This is a genomic window from Pseudomonas sp. TH08 (assembly GCF_016651275.1).
Classification (GTDB): domain Bacteria; phylum Pseudomonadota; class Gammaproteobacteria; order Pseudomonadales; family Pseudomonadaceae; genus Aquipseudomonas.
In genome coordinates this window covers 375,904-391,028 of the sequence record NZ_JAEKEE010000006.1, presented here as the reverse complement: position 1 = coordinate 391,028, position 15,125 = coordinate 375,904, and the positions used below count along the sequence as shown (strand labels likewise).

6 protein-coding genes are annotated in these 15,125 nt (G+C 58.3%); 3 read left to right on the top strand and 3 right to left on the bottom strand.

The window, feature by feature from the left end; all coding sequences use genetic code 11:
- Nucleotides 1-188: 188 nt before the first annotated feature.
- Nucleotides 189-1,529, top strand: a complete 1,341-nt coding sequence (locus tag JFT91_RS28040; RefSeq protein ID WP_201234490.1) for a DEAD/DEAH box helicase — start codon at nt 189-191, stop codon at nt 1,527-1,529.
- A gap of 61 nt (nt 1,530-1,590) precedes the next feature.
- On the opposite strand, the gene JFT91_RS28035 is transcribed toward JFT91_RS28040, so the two are convergent.
- The 3 genes from JFT91_RS28035 to JFT91_RS28025 form a co-directional block, all read right to left on the bottom strand.
- Nucleotides 1,591-2,190 (bottom strand): hypothetical protein, encoded by a 600-nt coding sequence (locus tag JFT91_RS28035; RefSeq protein ID WP_201234489.1) that lies wholly within the window; start codon nt 2,188-2,190, stop codon nt 1,591-1,593.
- Nucleotides 2,191-2,202: 12 nt separating this feature from the next.
- On the bottom strand, nt 2,203-2,787 hold the full coding sequence (locus JFT91_RS28030) for a C39 family peptidase (RefSeq protein ID WP_201234488.1): 585 nt from the start codon (nt 2,785-2,787) through the stop codon (nt 2,203-2,205).
- Nucleotides 2,788-3,048: 261 nt separating this feature from the next.
- On the bottom strand, nt 3,049-3,324 hold the full coding sequence (locus JFT91_RS28025; RefSeq protein WP_201227525.1) for a hypothetical protein: 276 nt from the start codon (nt 3,322-3,324) through the stop codon (nt 3,049-3,051).
- 517 nt (nt 3,325-3,841) lie between these two features.
- Between JFT91_RS28025 and JFT91_RS28020 the strand changes: the two genes are divergently transcribed.
- Nucleotides 3,842-12,514 carry a two-partner secretion domain-containing protein gene (locus JFT91_RS28020; protein ID WP_347340655.1) on the top strand — a complete coding sequence of 2,891 codons (8,673 nt, stop codon included), beginning with the start codon at nt 3,842-3,844 and terminating at the stop codon, nt 12,512-12,514.
- Complete coding sequence (locus JFT91_RS30040) at nt 12,469-15,000, top strand: DUF637 domain-containing protein (RefSeq protein ID WP_518524904.1); 2,532 nt, start codon at nt 12,469-12,471, stop codon at nt 14,998-15,000. The genes JFT91_RS28020 and JFT91_RS30040 overlap by 46 nt, the downstream gene beginning before the upstream one ends.
- Nucleotides 15,001-15,125: the final 125 nt, after the last annotated feature.

Sequence of the window (15,125 nt, the reverse complement as noted above, 5' to 3'; positions counted from 1 at the left end):
AGAAACGATTCTTCTGTGAGACGCGATGGGCGATTAGAGCATTTAAGCCGCTGTGTATTACCGTAAGAGACAAATCGAGCAACAAAAAAGCCACTGATTACGTCCGTTTGTATAAAGAAACTCGGCCTGAGCGCTCGAAACCGGTAACCTATGCAGCTGTTTTTTTGCATATCTTCGAGGTAGCACCCGTGTTTTCCCAATTCGCCCTGCACGAACGCCTGCTTAAAGCTGTGGCCGAGCTGAAATTTGTCGAGCCAACGCCTGTGCAAGCCGCGGCCATTCCGCTGGCGCTCCAGGGGCGTGATCTGCGGGTGACGGCGCAAACCGGTAGCGGCAAAACCGCCGCTTTCGTCCTGCCGATCCTCAATCGCCTGATCGGCCCGGCCAAGGTTCGCGTCAGCATCAAGACGCTGATCCTGCTGCCGACCCGCGAGCTGGCCCAGCAGACGTTGAAGGAAGTCGAGCGCTTTGCGCAGTTCACCTTCATCAAGTCCGGCCTGATCACCGGCGGTGAAGACTTCAAGGTGCAAGCGGCGATGCTGCGCAAGGTGCCGGACATCCTCATCGGTACGCCGGGCCGGATGATCGAGCAACTCAACGCCGGCAACCTCGACCTCAAAGAAGTCGAAGTGTTGGTGCTCGACGAAGCTGACCGCATGCTCGACATGGGTTTCTCCGAAGACGTACAGCGTCTGGTCGATGAATGCCCGAACCGTCAACAGACCATGCTGTTCTCCGCCACCACCGGTGGTTCCGGCCTGCGCGAGATGATCGCCAAGGTGCTGAACAACCCTGAGCACTTGCAGCTCAACGCAGTCAGCCAGCTGAACTCGACGACCCGTCAGCAGATCATCACCGCCGACCACAACCAGCACAAAGAACAGATTGTGAACTGGCTGCTGGCCAACGAGACCTATCAGAAGGCCATCGTCTTCACCAACACCCGCGCCATGGCTGACCGCATCTACGGCCGTCTGGTGGCTCAGGAATACAAGGCGTTCGTGCTGCACGGCGAGAAAGACCAGAAGGATCGCAAGCTGGCGATCGACCGCCTGAAGCAGGGCGGCGTGAAGATTCTGGTTGCCACCGACGTGGCGGCCCGTGGTCTGGACGTTGATGGTCTGGATCTGGTGATCAACTTCGACATGCCACGCAGCGGCGACGAATACGTACACCGTATCGGTCGTACCGGCCGCGCCGGCAATGACGGTCTGGCGATCTCGCTGATCTGCCACGGCGACTGGAACCTGATGTCGAGCATCGAGCGCTATCTGAAGCAGAGCTTCGAGCGCCGCACCATCAAGGAAGTCAAAGGCACCTACGGCGGACCGAAAAAGGTCAAGGCCTCGGGCAAAGCCGTTGGCGTGAAGAAGAAAAAGACCGACGCCAAGGGCGACAAGAAGAAAACCGCCGCCAAGACGCCGACCAAGCGCAAGAGCGCCAACCGTCCCAAGCCTGACTCGTTGGTGAGCAGCGACGGCATGGCGCCGCTCAAGCGCCGCAAGCCGGCAGAGCCTGCGGCTGAGTAAGTCGTTTCAGGCACACAGAAAAAACCCGGACAGTGTCCGGGTTTTTTATGGCCGGGATTTGTCAGCTCCCGAGTAGCCCGCTGGTGTCGGCGTCAAAGCGCTGCCTGGCTTTGTCAGCCGCCGGTTTCAACAGCGCGAGCAGCGCCGCCTCGCTGTACAACCGGGTGCCGCCTAATTCCTTGGGCGTCGGCTCGATTGGAATCAGCACATCTTCACCGTCCGCGTGCAGCCACATCACCACAACGTGCAGTGCCGACACAAACAACACCCGCAGTTCCACGGATTTGCCGTGCAATTGCGGCGATTGCTCGGCCAGTTTCAGCGCACCGACTGTTGCGGCGGCGTGCGTCCCGTGGTTCAGCGAGGCGAACTCGACATGGCCGCGGACCTCGGCCAACTGCGCATCGGCAATCGTCACACCGTCGGCAAACACCAGGTAATGCCAGTCGCCGATCCGCGCATCGTGCAGACCTTTGCCTTGGCTCAAGTCATCGAGGCTGAGCGAATAACCGCGATAGGCCTCGCTCAGGCTGATCTTCGCCGGCGCAGCGCTGGCAAACTGGCGATTGGCACCAAATCCTTGGGTTTGCAGTGCGGCTTGCAGCGCAGGACGCAGGGTCTGTACGCCGTTGGAAGGCGCCTTTGGATAAGTCAGTTGCATGATGTCGCCCTCCTAGTTTTTTGCGGTGAAGTAGGTGTTGGTCCAGTTGCCGCCGCCGTTGTACGAACCGGGGAACGAATTCAACGCACGCGTCGAATAGCCGTAGATCGAGTCCGCCACCAGTACGTAGTTGCCGTTGGTGCCGTAGATCGTCAGGAAGTGCGCGCCGCCGCCATACCAGGCACAACGCAGGCCGACAGGGCGGCCCATGTTGATCTGGTTCTGGATGGCCGACATCTGCAACGAACCCTGATTCATGCCGTTGTAGCTGCGCGTGGTGCGCAGGGCGGTATCCAGATAGCCGTAGACGTTGCACGGCCCCGGTTGATTGCAGCAGTTGCGGTTGAGCTCCGAGCTGGCAACACCGCACTGAGTCCAGTTCCCTGTGCCGTAATAGTTGCCGACCGAAGCGGAAACGGCCGCCCAGCACCAGTTGGTCTGAGTTTGTTGCTGCATGCTGAAGTTGAGGCTGCTGGCAGCCAATGCGCTAGCGTGTTCAGCGGCTTCGACCTCGACCAGTTGCGCGTCGAGCAGATGGCCGACAAGACACCTTGGCAGTGTTTCGCCAGTAAATCGGGTTGCTTCATTGGTTAACATTTTTTCAATCCTCCATGAGTGAAAACAAGCGTCCAGCTTGTGTGGATGTAGCGCTGTTGCTGAGCGATCGGTGTTCAACGGTTGCCATCTTCGATGGCCGGTGCCGATCTCCTTGCTCGAAGTAACCGTAGTCATGGATATGCGTTTGTGCAAATAAATAAATGCATTTATGCATTTTCAGGGTTGAAAGATCGCAACCTTCGGCAGGTCCTACAGGGCGATGTAGGACCTGCCGAAGGCTGCGATCTTTTGATTTTGCTGTTAGCCCTCGGTCTTCTTCTCTGCGGAATCCAGCTCTTTCAACCGCTGATCAATCAACTGGCACTTGTCCGGCAAATCCGCACTGGCGGTGCCCAGATCCATCTTCTGTAGTTCTGCGTTGATTTCCTTGGCCTTGGTCGGGTTCTGCTCGGTGAGCTTGGCGACTTCCTTGGCCAATTGTTCACGTTTGGCGGTGGCCTCTTCTGGCGTACAGGCCCAGACGGGCAGGGCGCAGGCGAGGGTGGCGGCGAGGGTCAGTTTGATCAGGGTTTTCATGGGATGGGCCTCAGTTCCGGTTAAGGCGGGTTAACCGGTTGAGGGTTTCCGGTCGTAAAAAGTTCAGTGGTTTGCTGCGGCAGTAACTTCGTATTGTGTGACTAACGAGTCGCCATTTCCGCCAAAAAAGCAGAATTGTCACGCAAAGCCGCGTTCTAGAGCGGTCGACGAAAAAGCTGCGTTACGACTTATTGACGTCAGAATGATGGCAATCTACCATCGCGCCATCACATTGATATCAGCGTGCGTTTTCGAGGGATCGAGCAGACTTTTCGCAGGCTATCTTGCGAATGTTTCGCACCGTTTTGGACGTTCTGACCAAAGCGCGCATTTATCCCCACTTGGTTCTTTCACTCTTCCGGCAGGACTGTTTCCTACCGGGCAGGGATTGCTTTGCCTGTCGTTTTCCCCGACCCCTTTGCCGTTGCAATTGAGAGTTAAACATGGACGTTCGCCAATACGCCTTTCTTGCTCGTCAGCCTGCTGCTGCCGAAAAAACCGCGAGCACTTTCTGGGCATGCCCAAGCGCGGGCTGGCGTTTCTCTTGGCGAACGTCATGTTCTGGCAACCGATGTGGGCGCAGGCCGACGGCATTGTCGTGGCCAACCCGAACACCTCACTGGATCGCGCCGGCAATGGCGTGCCGATCATCAACATCGCCACGCCCAATGGCAGCGGGCTGTCGCATAACCAGTTTCATGATTACAACGTCGGCGCGCAGGGGCTGATCCTCAACAACGGCTCGACGCAGAATAATCTCACCCAACTGGGCGGGCACATCATCGACAACCCGAACCTGAAAAACAGCGGTTCGGCGCAGACGATTCTCAACGAAGTCATCAGCGGCAACCCGAGCCAGTTGCGTGGTTACACCGAAGTGGCGGGGCAGTCGGCGCGCGTGATCGTCGCCAACCCTTATGGCATTACCTGCAACGGTTGCGGCTTCATCAACGCGCCACGGGTGACGTTGAGCACCGGCAAACCGGTGCTCGACAACGGTCGACTGGATCGCTTCCAGGTTGATCAGGGTTCTGTCGCCATCGAGGGCGCGGGACTCAACGCGAGCAACGTTGATCGCTTCGAAATCATCACCCGCAGCGCAAAGATCAACGCACAGCTTCAGGCGCAGAATCTGACGATCGTCGCCGGTCGCAACGACGTTAACGCGCAAACCTTGAATGCCACCGCCCGCGCCGATGACGGCAGCGGCAAACCGCAACTGGCCATCGACTCCTCGGCGCTGGGTGGCATGTACGCTGGCGCGATCAAACTGGTTGGCACCGAGGCCGGTGTCGGGGTGAAACTCGACGGCAAACTGATTGCCAGCGGCGGCGACATTCAGCTCGATGCCAATGGTCAACTGAGCCTGGCCGACACCTCGGCCACCGGCGCAGTCAACGTCAAAGCCGCCAGTCTCGATGCACGCGGGCCGGTCTACGCCGGCACCGCGCTGAACGTACAAACCGAGGGCAACCTGAGCAACCGCCAGACCCTCGCCGCCCGCGACAGCATCACCCTCAGCGCTGGCGGTCAACTGACCAACGCCGGCGCCATCGAAGCCGGCGTTAACGCCGATGGCAGCCGCAACGCCAACGGTGATCTGAGCCTGACCGCGCAGAACCTCGACAACAGCGGCAAGAGCCTCACCGCCAGCCGCCATCTGACCGTCAACACCGCGCAAACCCTGACTAACCAGGGCGGTACGCTCAGCGGCCAAACCGCCGTCATCACCGCCGGCACGCTGGACAACCGCAACGCCGGCAAACTGCAGAGCAACGGTACGCTGAACCTCAACGCCGCTCAGGTGCTGAACAATAAAGGCGTGATCAACAGCAACGCCGGCCTTACCGCCAACATCGGTCAACTGATCAACAGCAACGGTGAACTCGGCAGCCAGACCGACGTGATACTGACCGTCACCTCGCTGGATAACGTCTCCGGCCTGATGACCGCTGGCCGTTTGCTCGACATCAACGCACTCGGCGCGATCAACAATCGCACCGGCAAGATCGGCGCCAAACAAAACCTCACGGTAACAGCCCGGCAGCTCGACAACAGCCAGCAGGGCCAGTTGACCAGCGAAGGCACGCTGACCACCCGAATCAGCGAGCAACTGAACAACCAGAACAAGGGCCTGATTCAGGCCAACGGCGCCATGGACGTGCAGGCCACGCGTCTGGACAACCGCGCCGGCAAGGTTTCCAGCCTCGATACCCTGACGGTCAGCAGCGCCAACACCGACAACCGTGGCGGAACCATTCGCGCCGATCAGGCGGCGAAACTGCTGATCGACACGCTGGACAACCGTGACAAGGGCCGCCTCGAAAGCAAGACCGCGCTGAGCTTCGACGGCAACACACTCGACAACAGCAATGGCGGCCTGCTGACTTCGACCGGTGTGTTGAGCCTCAAAGCCAAAGCCGTGACTAACGATGGCGGCCGGATCTCCGCCAAGGGCGATATCGACGCGAACATCGACAGCCTCAATCAACAACACGGTGAACTGGTCGCCGAAGGCAATCTGAAACTCACCGGCAAAACCCTCAACAGCCATCAGGACAGTCTGGTCGGTTCGCTCAAGACCCTGACCGTCAACGTCGATCAGATCGACAACCGCGCCAGCACACTCTCCAGCCAACTGGACCTGCACATCAACGGCGCACGCCTCGACAACAGCGAGGGCGGCAAGGTGCTCTCCGACACCACGTTGGGCCTGAAAGTCGCGCAAATCATCAACGCCAGCAACGGCCTGATTTTCAGCAAAGGCGCGAGCACCCTCAGCGGTATCGGCTTGAGCAACGTCGGCGGGCGCATCGTCAGCCAGAAGAATCTGCAGTTGACCTTCGACGAGTCCCTGGACAACCAGCAAGGCCTGATCAGCAGCGAAGGGCAGATGACCCTCACCGCTGGCAGCCTCGATAACCGCTTGGGCAAACTGTCGAGCCTTGAAGCGATGGCGCTGACCGCCTCCGGTTCCGTGCTGAGCCAGGGCGGCCTGATCGCCTCGCAGAAAGGCCTGACCTTCAAAAGTGCCAGTCTGGATAACAGCGACAACGGCATCATCAGCGCCAAGGCCGATTCGACCCTGACCACCGGCGACTTCAAGAATCGGCAGGGCGGCAGCCTCGCCACCGACGGCACGCTGTTGCTCACGACCGCGCACCTGGACAACTCCGGCGGCACTATCGGCAGCCAGAAGAAGCTGGACGCTTCGGTCACTTCGCTGGATCAGGACGGCGGCGAGCTGTTCAGCAACGGCGACCTGACCCTGGACATGAACAACGGTCTGCTCAACAACCAGCGCGGCAACATCCATACGCCGGGTCAGTTGCTGCTGAAAAACCTCAAGGACGTCAACAACAGCGCCGGCGAAATCTCTGCCGCCAAGGCCTGGGCCGTCGACGCGCAAAGTCTGAACAACGACGGCGGCAAACTGCTGAGCAATGAAAAACTCAGCCTGGTTATCGACCGTGCCCTGAGCAACGTCAAAGGTCTGATCGCCTCGGCTGGCCTTGAATCGCGCAGTGCCAGTCTGGACAACAGCCACGGTGAAATACGTGGTCGTGGCGATGTCGACTTCAGCGTCACCGCAATGTTCGATAACCAGGACGGTGTGGTCATCGCCGACAACGGCCTGACGATCATCGCCGCCACTCTGGATAACCGTCAGGAAGGCCTGATCGGTTCAACCAAAGCGCTGAACCTCAGCGTCGACCGTGTCGACAACCGCAACGGTGAGCTGTCGAGCAAGAGCGATGTCAGCCTGATCGGTGCCTGGCTCGACAACAGCGACAGCGGTTACATGCTCGCCGGTGGCAATCTGGCGCTGACCGTCAACGACGTCATCAACCGCAACAAGGGCCTGCTGTCCGGTGACACCGGGCTGACATTGACCGGCAAGACGCTGGAAAACAGCGGGCGTCTGACCAGCCAGAAAGATCTGGCGATCAACCTCTCGGCGGATCTGAACAACGCAAAGGGCAGTGTCGTCAGCGAAGGCGCTTTGGCGATTAATGCGCAAAGCCTCAACAACAACGCCGGCACCGTCTCCAGCGCCAAAGCGCTCACCGTCGACACTCGCGGTGCGGTCAGCAACCAGGGCGGCAACCTGCTGACCGACGGCAATCTCACCCTCAACAGCAGTGCGCTGGATAACCAGCAAAAAGGTGTGATCAGCAGCAAGGCCAAACTGGGCATCAGCACCGGCGCACTGAATAACAACGATGGGGCGAGCATTTACGCCGCCGATCAACTGGAGATCCGCGCCGGCCAAGTGACCAACGCGACGGGCAGCCTCGGCGCCGGCAACTCGCTGATCGCCAATATCCAGGGCCTCGATCAACAGGGCGGCAAGCTGTTCAGCAGCAACGGCACGGTCACTGTGGATCTGAATGGCGGCGCACTGAACAACCAGGGCGGCACCCTCAGCGCGCCGGGCCAGTTACTGCTGAAAAACCTCGCCGACGTGAACAACCGTGGCGGCGAGATTTCCAGCGACAAGGCGTTTGAACTGATCGCCAAGTCGCTGGACAACAGCGGCGGGCAACTGCTGAGCAACCACAAGCTCACCCTGACCCTCGACAACGCGCTGACCTCGATCAAAGGCACCATTGCTGCTGCGGCGTTGCAGGTTCGCGCCGCGAGTCTGGACAACAGCGACGGCGGTGTATTGCTCAGTGACAGCGATATCGAGGTCAGCGTCGATGGCCTGTTGAAAAACACCAACAAAGGCAGCATCCGCGCCGCGCAACAACTGACCCTCAACAGCACCGGTCTGAATAATCAGGGCGGCACACTGGTGGGTGTTTCCGCTGCCGCGATCGATCTGGGCGCCACCGCGCAGGACCTGAACAATCAGGACGGCCTGATCAGCAGCAAAGGGCTGTTGAGCATTGCCCATCTGCGCGATCTCAATAACCAGAATGGCGTGATCAACAGCAAAGGCGTGCTGAGCATCGCCACCCTGCGTGACCTGAATAACCAGCAGGGCGAAATCTCCAGCGTCAACAGCTTCAGCCTCAGCGGCAACAACCTCGATAACCGTGGCGGCAACCTGATCAGCAACGATCAGTTGACTGTTACGGCGGCCGATCTGAACAACCAGGGCGGTCTGGTCTCCGGCTGGAAGGGCGTAAACGTCAACGGCGGCGCCGTCGACAACAGTTTGGAAGGTGCGATCTCCAGCCAGCTCGGCAACGTCAACATCGACCTGAGCGGCGCACTGCTCAACCACAGCAAAGGTGGCATCGGTGGTCTCGGCGAGGTAAGCATCACCGCCGCCAGTCTGGATAACAGCGGCGGCACCGTCACGAGCGGCGGCAAGCAGACGTTGACGATCAACGGCGGCAACATCAGCAACACTGCGGGCGGTTTGATCGAAAGTGGCGACGCACTGGATATCCGCGCCGCCACGCTGGACAACACCTCCGGCAGAATCAGCGCCACGAAAGCCCTCAATTTCACCGGTACGCAACTGAACAACACCCGCGGCAGTCTGGTTGGCGATGACAGCGTCACCCTCGACCTGCTCGGTGCCTTGATCAATACCAATGGTGCTCTGGGCAGTACCGGCCGATTCTTGATCAACCGCTCCGCCAGCATTGATAACCGGGGCGGTCAATTGATCAGCCAGACCCTGCTGAGCCTGCTCACCAGTGGCGATCTGAACAACAGCCAGCGCGGTACCGTCTCGGCCAACGGCCAACTGGACCTCACCGCCGGCGGCACGTTGCGCAACGACGCCGACGGCCTGCTCTCCAGCCGCGATGCCGGCGTGTCCATCACCGCCGCCGCACTGAACAACTCCAAAGGCGCGGTGCAAAGCATGACTGCGCTGACTGTGAACACGGGCACTGGCGCCATCGACAACCAGGGCGGCAAGATCATCGCCCAGAACGGCGACCTGACCCTCACCGCCGCCAGCCTCGACAGCCGTGGCGGGGTGCTCTCAAGCCTCAAAGGCCTGCTGCAAACCCGCCTGAACGGCGTGTTACGCAACGGTCAGGGCGGCAAGATCGAAGGCAGTCGCCTGGACTTGCAAGCACTGGGTGGCATTTACAGTGACGGCGGTCGAATTGCCGCCAACACCGGAAACATCCAGCTCAATGCCGGTGGCGGCATGCTCGACAACAGCGGCGGCGGGATCTATGCCCGGGGTGTGGTGAAAACCATCGCGGGCTCGATGAGCAACAACAACGGCCAGATCAGCGGCAGCAGCATCGAGCTGGGTGCCGACGGCAATCTGAGCAACCGCAGCGGCCTGATCGAAAGCGCCAGCACCTTGGCGATTCGCGCTGCCAATCTCGACAACCAGGGCGGCAAACTGCGCGCGCTCGGCACCAGTGGCAAAACCGATTTCCAGATCGGCAGCCAGTTCGACAACCGTAACGGTCTGGTGGAAACCGCCAACACTGACTTCACCCTCGCTGCGCCAAATTTCCTCAACGCCGGCGGTTCGGTGACACATGTCGGGTTGGGTGAGTTCGGCATCTCGACGGCCAACGTGATGAACGCCGGCGGCTCACTGGTGACCCGTGGCGGCCTGACCCTGAACGCGGACAGCTGGACCAACAGCAGCGTGATTCAGGCCGGACGGTTGACGGTCAACGTCGGTAACTTCGTGCAGACCGCGAGCGGTCAGTTACTGGCTTCGAACCAGTTGGTGGTGCGTGGCGGTAACTGGAACAACGACGGGTTGATCGCCAGTGATGGCGGCATGGACTTCCAGATCGGCGGCACTTACGGCGGCAATGGTCGGGTCAGCAGCCTGGGGGACATGACCTTCAATGCTGCGCAACTGGGCCTGAACAGTGCTTCGAGCATTGGCAGTGGCGGGCAGGGCACATTCAACATTGGTGGCCTGCTGAACAATGTCGGCGGACGACTGACGTCCAACAATACGATGACGATCAATGCCGGTGGCGTGAGCAATACCGGTACGCTGGGTGCGGCTCAGGATCTGACGATCAGAACGGCCAGTCTCACCAATAACCGCGGCCTGGTGTTCAGCGGCGGCAACATGAACCTGCTGGTCAATGACTTCACCAACCAGACCGGTGATGTCTACAGCATTGGCAATTTGACGATTGGCGGGCAGTACGGCGGGCGGGCGAACAGCGTCAACAACCTTGCGGCGTCGATCAATGTCGATGGTGATTTTTCGCTGTCGTCTAATAGTTTCAATAACAAGACTGAAGGGGTGATTGGTGAGGAGAAATTTATCTCCGGGGATATCACTTTCAGCGGTACCACTTTTTACGTAAATGAAAATTTTGAGTCGACCTCCACTATCACGGGCCCGCAAGCGTCGCTTTCGGTGGCGGGAAACCTGACCGGGAATGTCGGTGCCTTCACCAACACGGCATCGCTGATTTCAGCGGGCAAGAATATCCAGCTCGACGTCGACACCTTCGATAACTTTGGTCTGCAGTCGGGCAGCTTTACCCGCAAGCGGGTTTACAAAGTTGCCGGACTTCCAAACAAACCACAATCGAGCTGGGTCAGCACTGAATTACAGGCGTATGCCGACCGAAACTCGAAGTATCAATACGACTACATCGACTCCTGGCATGAGCCTGACAAAGGCGGAATGCATTGGGATTACCAGGCGCTGAACAAGCAGTTGCTCAACAAGATCAATACCAAGTTCGGCATTGGTCCTGAAGTTGCGGTGCCTTCACCGATCCTGGCCGGTACGAAGCAGCAGGATGATCGCATTTTCACCAACGGCGGTGGCAGCGTTTCGTCCATTGTGCAAGCGGGCCAAGCCGTGCAGATCAATGCTAAAACCACCATCAACAACGGCAACCTGAACCCGTACACCAACTTCGGCGGCACGGTAAAAGACACGGCGGACACCGGGGTGAAAAACTCGGCCAAGCCCACCGTGGTCTTTCTGAACCCACAATTGCCTCCAGATCTCGCGCAACAACAAGTCAACCCGTTGACACTGCCAGGGTTCACCTTGCCGACCGGTGATAACGGTCTGTTCCGTCTGAGTGGCAAGGGTGGCAGCGAGCCGGCAATGGTCCCGGGGCAGTCTTGGACCATTGGCTCCATCACTGCCGCAACAACGGAGCATGCGGGCGGCATGCCGGTCAGGAAGGGCAGCGATTTCCAGTTCGACGTCAACGACCCGGTGTCAGTAAAAAATCGTGAATTGGCATTGGCTGCTCGCCCGTCGCTGAATCTCAACGACAAGGTCGTGCAAGTCAATGTCAGTGGTGTCGCCGGTGACGGGCCGGTGGGTGTGATGCTGCCAAATCGTGGCAATGGTTCATTCGATGTTCCGCGTGTTCAGGGCTTGCCCGACACCAGCGTGCGCTCCAACCCGCACAAATATCTGATAGAGACCAACCCGGCGCTGACCGATCTCAAGCAGTTCATGAGTTCCGATTACCTGCTGGCAAAACTTGGCTATGACCCCGACAACAGCGCGAAGCGTCTGGGCGATGGCCTGTTTGAACAACGCCTGGTGCAACAAGCTGTGGTGGCCCGCACCGGCCAGCGCTTCATCGACGGTCAGACCTCTGACGAAGCGATGTTCAAGTACCTGATGAACAACGCCGTCGCCAGCAAAAACGAGCTCAACCTGTCGATGGGCGTGACCCTGACGGCACAGCAAGTGGCGGCGCTGACCCACGACATCGTCTGGCTCGAAGAGCATGAAGTGAATGGTGAAAAAGTGCTGGTGCCGGTGCTGTATCTGGCCCACGCCGATAACCGCCTGGCGCCGAATGGCGCATTGATCCAGGGCAATGATGTTGACCTGATCGCGGGCCAGAACCTGACCAACGCAGGAACGTTGCGCGCTACCAATAATCTGGCGGCCAGTGCCGGGCAAGACCTGACTAACAGTGGCTTGATTGAGGCAGGGAATCGGCTCGGGCTGCTAGCCACCCATGACATCATCAATAAATCGGGTGGTGTCATTTCCGGACGCGATGTCACCATGGTGACTTTGACCGGAGACGTCATCAACGAGCGCACGGTCAACAGCACGGTCTCCAACAACAAGGGCCAAATCCAGCAACGTGACTACGTTGATAGCGCTGCACGTATCGAAGCGGCAAATGATCTGACCATCTTCTCGGGCCGGGACGTGCTTGGCATCGGTGGGGCCATGTCCAGCGGGGGGACACGCGCATCGAGGCCAGTCGAGATATCGCCATCGCTTCGGCCCAACAGCTGAGCGTTGACAGCGGCGGCAAGGAACAACGCAGCTCCATCACGCAGTACGGATCCAGCATCAATGCCGGACGCGACATCTTGATGAGCGCCGGCCGTGACTTTGCCGCCGTGGGCAGTGACTTGAATGCCAAGCGCAATTTCACCCTCGTTGCAGAGGGTGATGTGACGATTGCTTCAGCAGCCGATGAAAGTCATTCGTATTCAAAAACAAAAAAACTCACGACTCAGGAGGATCACGTCAAACAGATTGCCAGCACGATCACTGCCGGTGGTGATGTCGCGATCCGGGCAGGTAATGATCTGGCGCTGATCTCCAGTCGAATCACGGCTGGCGATGAAGCCTATCTGGTGGCGAAGAACGATATCCAAGTGCTTGCCGCACAAGACACGGACTACTCTTTGTACGACAAAAAAGACAAAGGCAGTTTTGGCAAAAAGAAGTTGAAGCATGATGAAGTCACGCAGGTGACCAACGTTGGCAGTGAGATTACGACCGGTGGAAACCTGGCTGTGGTGAGTGGTGGCGATCAACGATTCCAAGTCGCGAAACTCAACAGCGGTGGCGATATCCTGTTGGACAGTGGTGGGCAGATTGCCTTTGAAGGCGTGAAGGATCTGCACGATGAGAGCCATACGAAAACCAACAATAACGCGTTCTGGAACTCTTCCAAAGGTAAGGGCAATACCGACGAAACGTTCCGTCAGACGCAGATGTTCGCCAAGGGCGACATCGTTATCAAAGCGGTCGATGGCCTGAAAATCGATGTAAAGCAGGTGAATCAGCAAACGGTCAGCGAGTCCATCGATGCCATGGTCAAGGCCGATCCACAGATGGCCTGGCTGAAACAGGCAGAAGAACGTGGCGATGTGGACTGGCGGCAGGTCAAGGAGATTCACGAGTCTTTCAAGTACCAGAACTCCGGATTGGGTCCTGCTTCACAACTGATCATTGCGATCGCCATGGCCGCCATTCTCGGACCGATGATGGCCGGCATGAACACGATGTTGCAGGGGGTTGCCATTACTGCCGCAACCAAGGCGACGGTCAGCACGATCGACAACCGCGGTAACTTGGGGAAAGTGCTCAAGGACGTTACGTCCGAAGATGCCTTGAAAAGTTACGTCGTGGCGGCGGCAACTGCAGGTGTTACTCAGGGTATGAAGTTCGATGTCGGCAATATCACTCTGACGCCCGAGGGGCTCAAGGCCGTGGCGACCAAAGTGACTGCCGATGCATTGATCAAAACCGTCGTTTACGGAGGCAGTTTCAAGGACAATCTGGTCAGCTCTGCGGCTGGAACGCTGACCAGCATCGGTGCAGCCATGGGCGCTGGGGAAATTGGCGATCTGAAACTGCCCGAGGGCAGTCTGGAGAAAATTCTCCTGCATGCCGGACTCGGCGGTCTGGTGTCCAAAGCCATGGGCGGGGATTTCGGCACCGGAGCGATTGCCGGTGGCGCCAACGAGTTTCTGGTCGGCTTGTTAGGCGATAAGCTCTTGCCGGAAAACTATGTTCCAGGAACCCCTGAATACATTCAGGCGCAGGCCAATCTACTGGCCGTTTCGCAAATAGTGGGGGTATTGGGGGCTGCCGCTTCCGGGGGCGATGTGGGTATCGCCGCTTCGGTGGCCGCCAATGGAACGCTTTACAACTACTTGTCTCACCAGGCCTTCGAAGAAGTCGAAAACTGCCTCAATGGCAAAACCTGCACGACGAAGGAACAGAAAGACGCTGCCATCGCGAAGGCGGAAAAGCTCAGCGAATTTCTCGATTCAGAAATGCGCAGCATGTGTGACAAGGCCCCTCAAAGTGATGGCTGCCGCACAGCAGTCAACGCGGCGCTCAAATATATTGCCATGCAGGACGCGTGGAATGTCATGCACAAAGACGTTGCCCGTACATCGCAAACGACCTTTGACTATCTCTACAACACCCAAGGCGCCTCCGATCGTCTGGTGACCTATCTCAACACGATCGACAATCGAGCCAACTTTTTTGGTGCGAGCAATATGTATGAGCAACAGCTTGGAATAGGCGCGTCATGGTTCGGCGGGGCTGAGACGGTTTCCCGAGCGCCGTTGACCGGTTTGGGCGCAGACGGCAATGCGTCGTTCCTCAGCTTTGGTGTGGGCTGGTTCCTGGCGCCGGTTTATGACTGGCGTAAAGCGGCTGGCGATGCGTTGATCACAGGCGGGTTTGATAACTTCAAGGACCTCTACAATAAAAATGCTACGGATCCGGCGACTTGGGATATCAGACAATTGAAGAACGAACAGTCTTTGTTGCAGACCATTCATGAGAAGTTTCTGGGTGATCACACGTTCTTTCAAAAGGTTGGCAAGTACGCGACGGATACATCACTCAATCCGTTTATTGGCGACAAACAGGGTGTCGATGGTGGCGTGATTATTCTGAATTACGACTCAAGGGTCGAATATGGCTGTAAATTGCTGGGTCTTTCGAAAAGCCAGGGTTGCGCACCATGAGTCATACGGAGTATCCACGCCGCAGGGTTTTTCTGGCGTTTCTTTTATGCCCGTTTGTGTTGGGATTCGTGGGGGGTCATCAAGACCATCACACTGCTTGCTCACCTGGTAAATACCCCGAAGCT

Coding starts and splice junctions, on each gene's coding strand:
- JFT91_RS28035 (WP_201234489.1), bottom strand. CDS start 2,190: ATGCAACTGACTTATCCAAAGGCGCCTTCCAACGGCGTACAGACCCTG.
- JFT91_RS28030 (WP_201234488.1), bottom strand. CDS start 2,787: ATGTTAACCAATGAAGCAACCCGATTTACTGGCGAAACACTGCCAAGG.
- JFT91_RS28025 (WP_201227525.1), bottom strand. CDS start 3,324: ATGAAAACCCTGATCAAACTGACCCTCGCCGCCACCCTCGCCTGCGCC.
- JFT91_RS28020 (WP_347340655.1), top strand. CDS start 3,842: ATGCCCAAGCGCGGGCTGGCGTTTCTCTTGGCGAACGTCATGTTCTGG.